The sequence below is a fragment of the Thermofilaceae archaeon genome (genome assembly GCA_038731975.1).
Classification (GTDB): Archaea; Thermoproteota; Thermoprotei; order Thermofilales; family Thermofilaceae; genus JANXEW01.
This window is the reverse complement of the sequence record JAVYQJ010000042.1, coordinates 1-6766: the sequence shown is the minus strand read 5'-3', so window position 1 is coordinate 6766 and position 6766 is coordinate 1. Positions and strand designations below refer to the sequence as shown.

The following is a 6766-nucleotide window of genomic DNA, read 5'->3' as shown; positions in this document are numbered from 1 at the left end:
GACGGAAGGTGCTCGGTCATCGGGAGCCATAACTGGACGGAAGCCGCGCTGTCCAGCAACAACGAGTTATCCGTGCTAGTGTGCTCCGAGGAGCTGGCGAGCGAGGTTGAGGGCTACTTCATGGAGCTCTGGGGGCAGGGCCGGCCAGCCTAGCTCCTCGTAGCGAACTCGTACCCGCAAGCGGGGCACTTGACGTACTCGCAGCTGAAGCTCGCCCGGAAGCAGCCACCGCAGGCGAAAGCTCGCGAGTACGATACGCTGAATCGGTGGCCGCATTGCGGGCATCGCACGATGTCCCCGCGACCCTTTATTCTCAGGGCCACAGCGGCTCAACCCTCCAACCGCGTAAAAACCTTGTGCTTATGCCTGCTGGATAACGGTCTCGGCCGGATGCTTTTCTATCGCTAGCTTTACGAGTTCATCCACCAGCCTGTCCACGTCGCTGCGGTCGTAGCCGTAGCTGAGAAGCCGTCGCTCCTCCACGACTATCCTGCCGGCCACCGCGACGAAGCTCGGCTCAGCCTCCCCCTTCAATACCCTCTCGAGAGGCTCGTCGAAGCCGACCCAATCTCCGCTCCAAGGCACACCGTAGACCTCGTAGCCGCCCCAGGTGGCTTTCGCGAGCAGGAGGCTCGCGTGCTCTTTCCCGTGGACCCTCACCGCCCCCCTGTAGGTTGAGAGGGCGCTGCCGAGCAGGAGGGGCCAGTCGCTGCCCAACGCGTCTACCTTGGTGGGGTCAGCTAGGGTTCTCCCGTACAGCCTCAGGTTGGAGAGGGGGCAGTGCACCACCCTGATCCCGTACCTCTCGAAGTCGCCGTCGACGATGCAGTGGACCGCGATTATGCCGCTGTCCTCCCCCTCCCTTAAGCCGAGGAGGGTGACAAGCTGGTGGAGCTCGTCCAAACCCTCGTTGAGGTGGAGTCCGAAGGGGAGGTTGAAGCTCCTCGCCGTGACGTAGGCCGCTCTCAGGGCTTTGGACGAGACGCCTCCGAGGGAGTGGACGAAGAGCCCCATCGGGACGCGGCTGTCGAGGTGGGAGAGCGATATCACCAGGTTCGCCGCGCTCCAGGTTGTTGGCCAACCCCTCATTACGTCGAGGATCGTGGGCATCACGACGACCCTCGGCTTGACCGGCATCCTCCTGTAGGCTAGGAGGTTCGCTTCGGCTCTGCCCACTAGCGCCATCAGGGTCACGCCCTCGAGGAGGGCTCTGAGCATCGAAGCCTCGGCCAGCCTCGATGACAAGTCGATGTCGGCCCTCAGCGCGGCCTCGTCCACCCTCAGCCTGCGCTTACTCATCCACTCGTACGAGTTGCTCCACACCCCCTCACCGACGTCCACGACCTGGGGGTGGGCGTGAGCATCGGCGAAGCCCGGCGCGATTACCGTCTCTACGTACAGCGAGCCCGCCCCTTCGAGCTTCAATCTCGCCCTCTCCCTCACGCCCTCAGGGGTTAGGAGAGTCCCCGCTTCAACGTCCATTACAGCCACCGAGTCACGATCATGCCCCTCGGCGAGCTCTCGTAGAGCCCAGCCTCGGTGATCCTGACGAACACGGCCTTCCTCCTCAGCTCGTCCAGGCTCTTAGCCCCGACGTAGCCCATCCCTTGTTTGAGCGCGTTCACTAGCACGTCCACCACCCGCTCCACCGGGCCCCTGTACTCGACGTAGCCCTCCACCCCCTCTGGGACGCGCTTGAAGGAGCCGTAGCGCGCCGAACCCGAGGCTAGGGCGCCCCTGCTCCCCATGCCCCTGTAGGGCTTGTACTTCCTCCCCTCTATCTCCACGACGTCGCCGGGCGCTTCATCCGTGCCCGCCAGCAGGTATCCCAGCATAACCGCGTCAGCCCCCGCAGCCAGCGCTTTAACCACGTGAGCGGGCTTCTCGATGCCGCCATCCGCGACGACACCCACACCAGCCTCGCGGGCGACCTCAGCCACCCAGGAGATCGCGGTGAGCTGGGGTACTCCTACGCCGGCCACCTCCCTGGTTGTGCAAGCGTGGCCGCTGCCGATCCCCACGCGGAGGGCATCCGCACCAGCGTCGATCAGCGCTCTAGCCGCTTCACCCGTGACGATGTTCCCCGACATCACTTCCACACCGTAGTCCTTGTACCTGCGCGTCGCCTCGATGACGTTGCGGCTGTGCCCGTGCGCCGAGTCCACCACGATCATGCTCACCCCCGCGTCAACGAGGGCCTTCACCCTCTCATCGTCGAAGGGGCCGACCGCAGCCGCTATTGGTAGTCCGCGCTCGCGGGCTTCCCGCACCACCGATACCGCAGCCGAGGTTTCCATGTTTCTCGGGAGGACCCCCAACCCCCCGAGCTCCGCCAGCCTCAGTGCCATCTCCCTGCCAGTAACGGTGTCCATGGGAGAGCTGATGATCGGTATCCGGAGCCTCAGCCGCCTCGAGACTCTCGTGCTGACGTCGATCTCGTCGAGGTTCACGTCCGAGTACTGGGGGACGAGCAGCACATCGTCTAGGCTCAGAGCTAGGGGGGCGCGCTCGAGCTTCTCCTTCCAGGCCATTGCCCCACACCCTTGGAACCCGGTTGTTAAGCCGGCTCTCAGTATTCTATAAATACCCATCCCTTTTCTATTTACTATGGCCTCACGCGTTTACGTGAGGAAGGTCCAGCAGGTTGGGTACTCCACTCTGGCCGTCGCGCTCCCGAAGAAGTGGGCTGTGAGGGTGGGCTTAGGTAAGGGCTCTAGAGTAGCAATCGAGGAGCTCCCAGACGGTTCTCTCCTGGTTAAGCCGGGTGGGGTGGGCGGAAGTGCTGGAGGGAGGGTGGTGGCCGAGCTTAACCTGCCCGACGGGAGCGAGGCTGAGGTGGAGAGGGGGATCATCGCGCTGTACGAGGCCGGCTACGACGTCATGAGGGTGACTGCACCGAACTCGGCGCTGAGGGCCGTGCACAGGATCGTGAGGAGGCTGAGCGGCGTGGAAGTGATCTCCGAGTGTACGGGTTCCGTGACCCTGGGGGTGGTGCTCGATCACGCCGGCTTGAGCTTCGAGAGGATTCTTTCCAGGATGGCTGAGCTGGTGCAGCTCTCTCTAGACGATTTAGCCGCTTACTCGAAGGGTGGGAGTGTAGAGCTGCTAGGAAGGGTTGTTGAGAGGGATGATGAGCTCGACAAGTTCTACTTCCTGCTAGTCCGCCAGTCCTCGATTTGCCTCCGCGAACCCCACCTAGCCCGGGAGCTGGGGCTTAGGGGGGCAGCTGACATACACCCCCTGCTGCACTACGGGAAGACGCTGGAGAGGATGGGTGATATCCTCACGCAGCTGGCCATGTACTTGAGAGAGTACGGCGAGCGGTTGGATGCGAACCTGTTCCATGTTCTAAAGAGGGCTTTCCAGCTCGCAGTTGACGCTTTCAACACCGGCGATCTGCCGGCCGCGAGAGAGCTCACGCTGCTCTACGCGAACTTCTTCTCCAGCTACGAGCCGGCCCGCATCCTTGGAAGCGTGCCGCTAGCTCTCATCACGAACTTTCTCGCGCTCTGCCTCGACGCGCTCGACAGTAGAGTTGAGCTGGAGGCCGCGAGAAAATCTATAAGCTAGGTACGGGGAGAAGCGCGTGTCCTGGAAGGACGTTGCTGCGAGGATGCTCGAATCCTCCGGCGCGCGCGTAGAAGAGGATCAAAGGGGGCTTAGGGTCACCATCTCCGATGCGAGCCTCTTGGTCCTCCTGAGGAGGCTCCAAATGAGCTTGGATAGGAAGATCGAGATTATCGGCATCTTCGAAGTTGAGGCGGATTGCCGCCCGCTCGGAGACGCTCTCAGAAGGATGCTATCATGGTCCTTTGAGGTGGAGCTTAAAGGGCTACTGCGTAAATCGTTCGTGTGGAAACCGTGGAGGGAGCTGAGAATGCTCGAACGCGTTGTAGGCTCGCTCGACTACGACCTCTCTCTAGCATCCAACCTGAAGGGGCGCGAGAGCCTCATTGAATCCTTGCACGCAGCCTCTCCGAACCTTATCGAAGTGTTCCCGGAGCTTCTCCCCACCAGCTTCATGGAAACATTCCTCGTTGCCTCGGGGGCCCCCATGTCCGCTTACATCGCCACGCTGATTAGAGAACATTTACGGGAGCCGGGTAGACTCGCCTGGTGCTATAGAGCGCAGTTCCTCTACGGCTCGCCTAAGATGCCCCAGAAAATAGTGAAAAACTGCCAACTGGCGGCTTTGTTTAAGCGGGTGCTGAGCGAAGCTACGACGAAGCTGCTGCAATGTAGCGCCTCCTCTCCTGCGCAGGTAGGGAGCTCCACATGAGCATCTGCTTACGCAGATCGTCGATGAAGCGGTAGTTCCCGTCGACCCAAGGCCTATCGGGGCCGGACAGTCTCTTCAGGTGGACGAGGAAGACGTGCCTGTTCGCACCCCTATCGTACAACGCCTCCACCGTCACGCTCTGCTGGACGCCCGCCTCGAGGGGCGCTAGAGCTACCACCATCGAGAGGCTTCTAGCCTGGTAGTCGGGCTTCGAGAGCTCCCTCACCACGTGGACACCCTCCTTCACCGCGCCCGCCCCGCTGTAGTACTCGTACAGGTAGGCGAGCACGCCGCGCGCTTCAGCTTCTGAGGGGACGCTCATGGGCAGCGGGATCTCCCACGCGTCGCCTCTCGGCTTCGTCGGTGGCTTCCACTTCCTCTCCAGCGAAGGCGTGATGAGGCGGGCTGCCAGGTAGGATGGGTAGGCGACCGCGGCGAGGGCAGCCCCTATGATGGCAAGCGACCCAACTATGGTGAAGGCTGAAGCAAAGTTGAAGATGTGCTGCGGTGGGAGAGCGCCGAGCCCCATCATGGCGGCCGTAGTGAGGTACCCCAGCAAGTAGCCGAGGACGATGCCGATAGTCACGTAAACCAGGACCTCTGCGACGAAGAAGACCGTGACGCCCACCGGCGATAATCCGACGGCGCTCAAGACGTAGATCTCCCTGGTCCTCTCCTTGAGGTTGCCCAGCACCATGATGGCCACGTTGAGGGATCCGATGATCAACAAGGTAACAACCATCTCCCAGCCGCCGACAGCGATCGTGGTGAACGTCGAGGAGGTGTAGGGTTGACCGTTGTCGGCGAACCACAACGTCGTGTCTAGACCGTAAGCTAGCTCGCGCACCGTGTTGAAGAGGTCATCGAAGGAGGTCTTCTGCAAGGGTACGACAGCTATGCTGGCCACGTAGCCGTTCAGCTGAAGAGCCTTCCTGAAGGGTACTATGATCACCCTTGATACGCCGAGGTTGGGTGGAGACGCCCCCGCCTGCAGCGAGACGGCTATGTCCTTGGCGAGGGTTTGGAAGAACATCGGGTCGGCCGGCATAGAGTTGTAGCCGTCCGCCTCCACGATCCTATCGAAAGCCTCGGGGGACTCAATGATCCCAGTGACTATGAACTCCTGCCCGAGAACGTATATGCTTTCTCCCAGCGTCACGCTGAGGTTCTGGGCGAGGGCCTTGGAGATAATGGCGTAGTTGCCGTCATCCGACAGTAGGCCCGCGCCGCTGGTGAAGTTCGCGTAAAGCAGCCTGTACTCAGCGGCGGTTATCCCCACGATCGCGGCAACGGTGGCATTCAAGCCCTTCTCGCTGACCACCCTGAAGGCCACTTGCGAAATGCCCCTATCGACCGGTGGGTACACCCAAGCCCTCGGTAGAACCGCGTAGCGGGGGCCTGCCATCACTGCTACCACGTTCACGATGTCCTTGTTCAGCGTGGCTGGCGGAACGCCGCGCCCGTTCTTCACCAGGATCCCATCGATGGTCGCTTGGTAGCCGTGGCGGACGACTGGTAGCGTGACCCTCGTCGGCATCAGAGAGGTGAAGGAGGTGAGGGCGATAGCCATCGCGATGATCGTGGCCAGCATTAGCGCGGTCCTCAAGGGCCTGCGCCTTATGTACTCGCTCCCCATCGAGAAAGCTGTGATCACCGTGTCCATTCTGCTGACTTCCGCCCTGTGAACGCCCAGCACCCTACGCTCTATGGCGCTGCGGAGGGTCTCGCCCTCAGAGCCCAGCATTACGAGCGTGATGAGCAGGATTATCGTGATCAGCGAACCTATGAGGCCGAGAGAGAGATTGCTGATTATCGCGAAGGACGGGTGTATAAGTGAGAAGAGCCAGATCAGCACTGCCGCCACCGCAACCATCACGACGATCCTGCGCACACCCTCGCTGTGGATGAAGACCTTCTCGATGAAGAAGGCGGCGAAGGCCGCCAGCGGGAACATGTAGAGCATTGAGCGGGCAGCGTCGTTTACCAGGGGCATCACATCGGTGATGTAGGCTTTGTACGCGTAGGCCCTCGCCACGAGCGAGTAGGCGTACGCTTCACTGTACCTTCGGGCCTTGAAGGCCCTCTCGGCTTTATCCAGGTACTCTCTCGCCTTGCTGAGCGCTTCGTCAGCGCTGGGGCTCCCCACGTGCCGCTCCAGGAATACCCTGTACCTGCCGTAGGAGACCAGGTAGAAGTCCTTTGCAGCCAAGTAAGCTGTGGCGGGGAGCCTTATCGTCTGCCCCGGCTTACCGGAGAAGCCGTAACCCTCCGTGTTATCTAACGTGGAGTTTGTAAGCAGCAGCATGCTGTTCAGCGCGGCTCTTTCTCCCATCCCGTAGTAGCCGGCTATCACGAACCTCAGGTTCGGCTGAACCCAAACCAGGGCTACGTCCTCGAAGCCGTTGTAGTAGAAGCCGTAGCTGAGAGGTAGACTCTTGCTGAGCAGGTCGTACGGCTGCAGCACCGCGGGCGCCTGCCTCCACCAGT

General features: G+C 61.5%; 6 protein-coding genes. 2 read left to right on the top strand and 4 right to left on the bottom strand.

Annotated features, from left to right (window positions below; all coding sequences use genetic code 11):
* Positions 1-149: 149 nt before the first annotated feature.
* Genes QXF46_08840 through QXF46_08830 form a run of 3 tightly spaced genes read right to left on the bottom strand, consistent with a single transcriptional unit; the run spans position 150 to position 2531 of the window.
* Entirely contained in the window at positions 150-323 is a 174-nt protein-coding gene (locus QXF46_08840) for a hypothetical protein (protein MEM0226965.1), read from the bottom strand.
* Between the two features lie 37 nt (positions 324-360).
* Positions 361-1482 (bottom strand): hypothetical protein, encoded by a 1122-nt coding sequence (locus QXF46_08835; protein MEM0226964.1) that lies wholly within the window; start codon positions 1480-1482, stop codon positions 361-363.
* Positions 1482-2531, bottom strand: coding sequence for an IMP dehydrogenase (locus tag QXF46_08830; GenBank protein ID MEM0226963.1), 1050 nt, complete (start codon positions 2529-2531; stop codon positions 1482-1484). The genes QXF46_08835 and QXF46_08830 overlap by 1 nt, the downstream gene beginning before the upstream one ends.
* A 76-nt stretch (positions 2532-2607) precedes the next feature.
* Here QXF46_08830 and QXF46_08825 point away from each other — a divergent pair, with 76 nt between their 5' ends.
* Positions 2608-3570, top strand: coding sequence for a phosphate uptake regulator PhoU (locus QXF46_08825; GenBank protein ID MEM0226962.1), 963 nt, complete (start codon positions 2608-2610; stop codon positions 3568-3570).
* Positions 3571-3586: 16 nt separating this feature from the next.
* Entirely contained in the window at positions 3587-4279 is a 693-nt protein-coding gene (locus QXF46_08820) for a hypothetical protein (protein ID MEM0226961.1), read from the top strand.
* On the opposite strand, the gene QXF46_08815 is transcribed toward QXF46_08820, so the two are convergent.
* The coding region (locus tag QXF46_08815; protein MEM0226960.1) for an FtsX-like permease family protein at positions 4218-6766 on the bottom strand (2549 nt) is incomplete at its 5' end. The genes QXF46_08820 and QXF46_08815 overlap by 62 nt on opposite strands.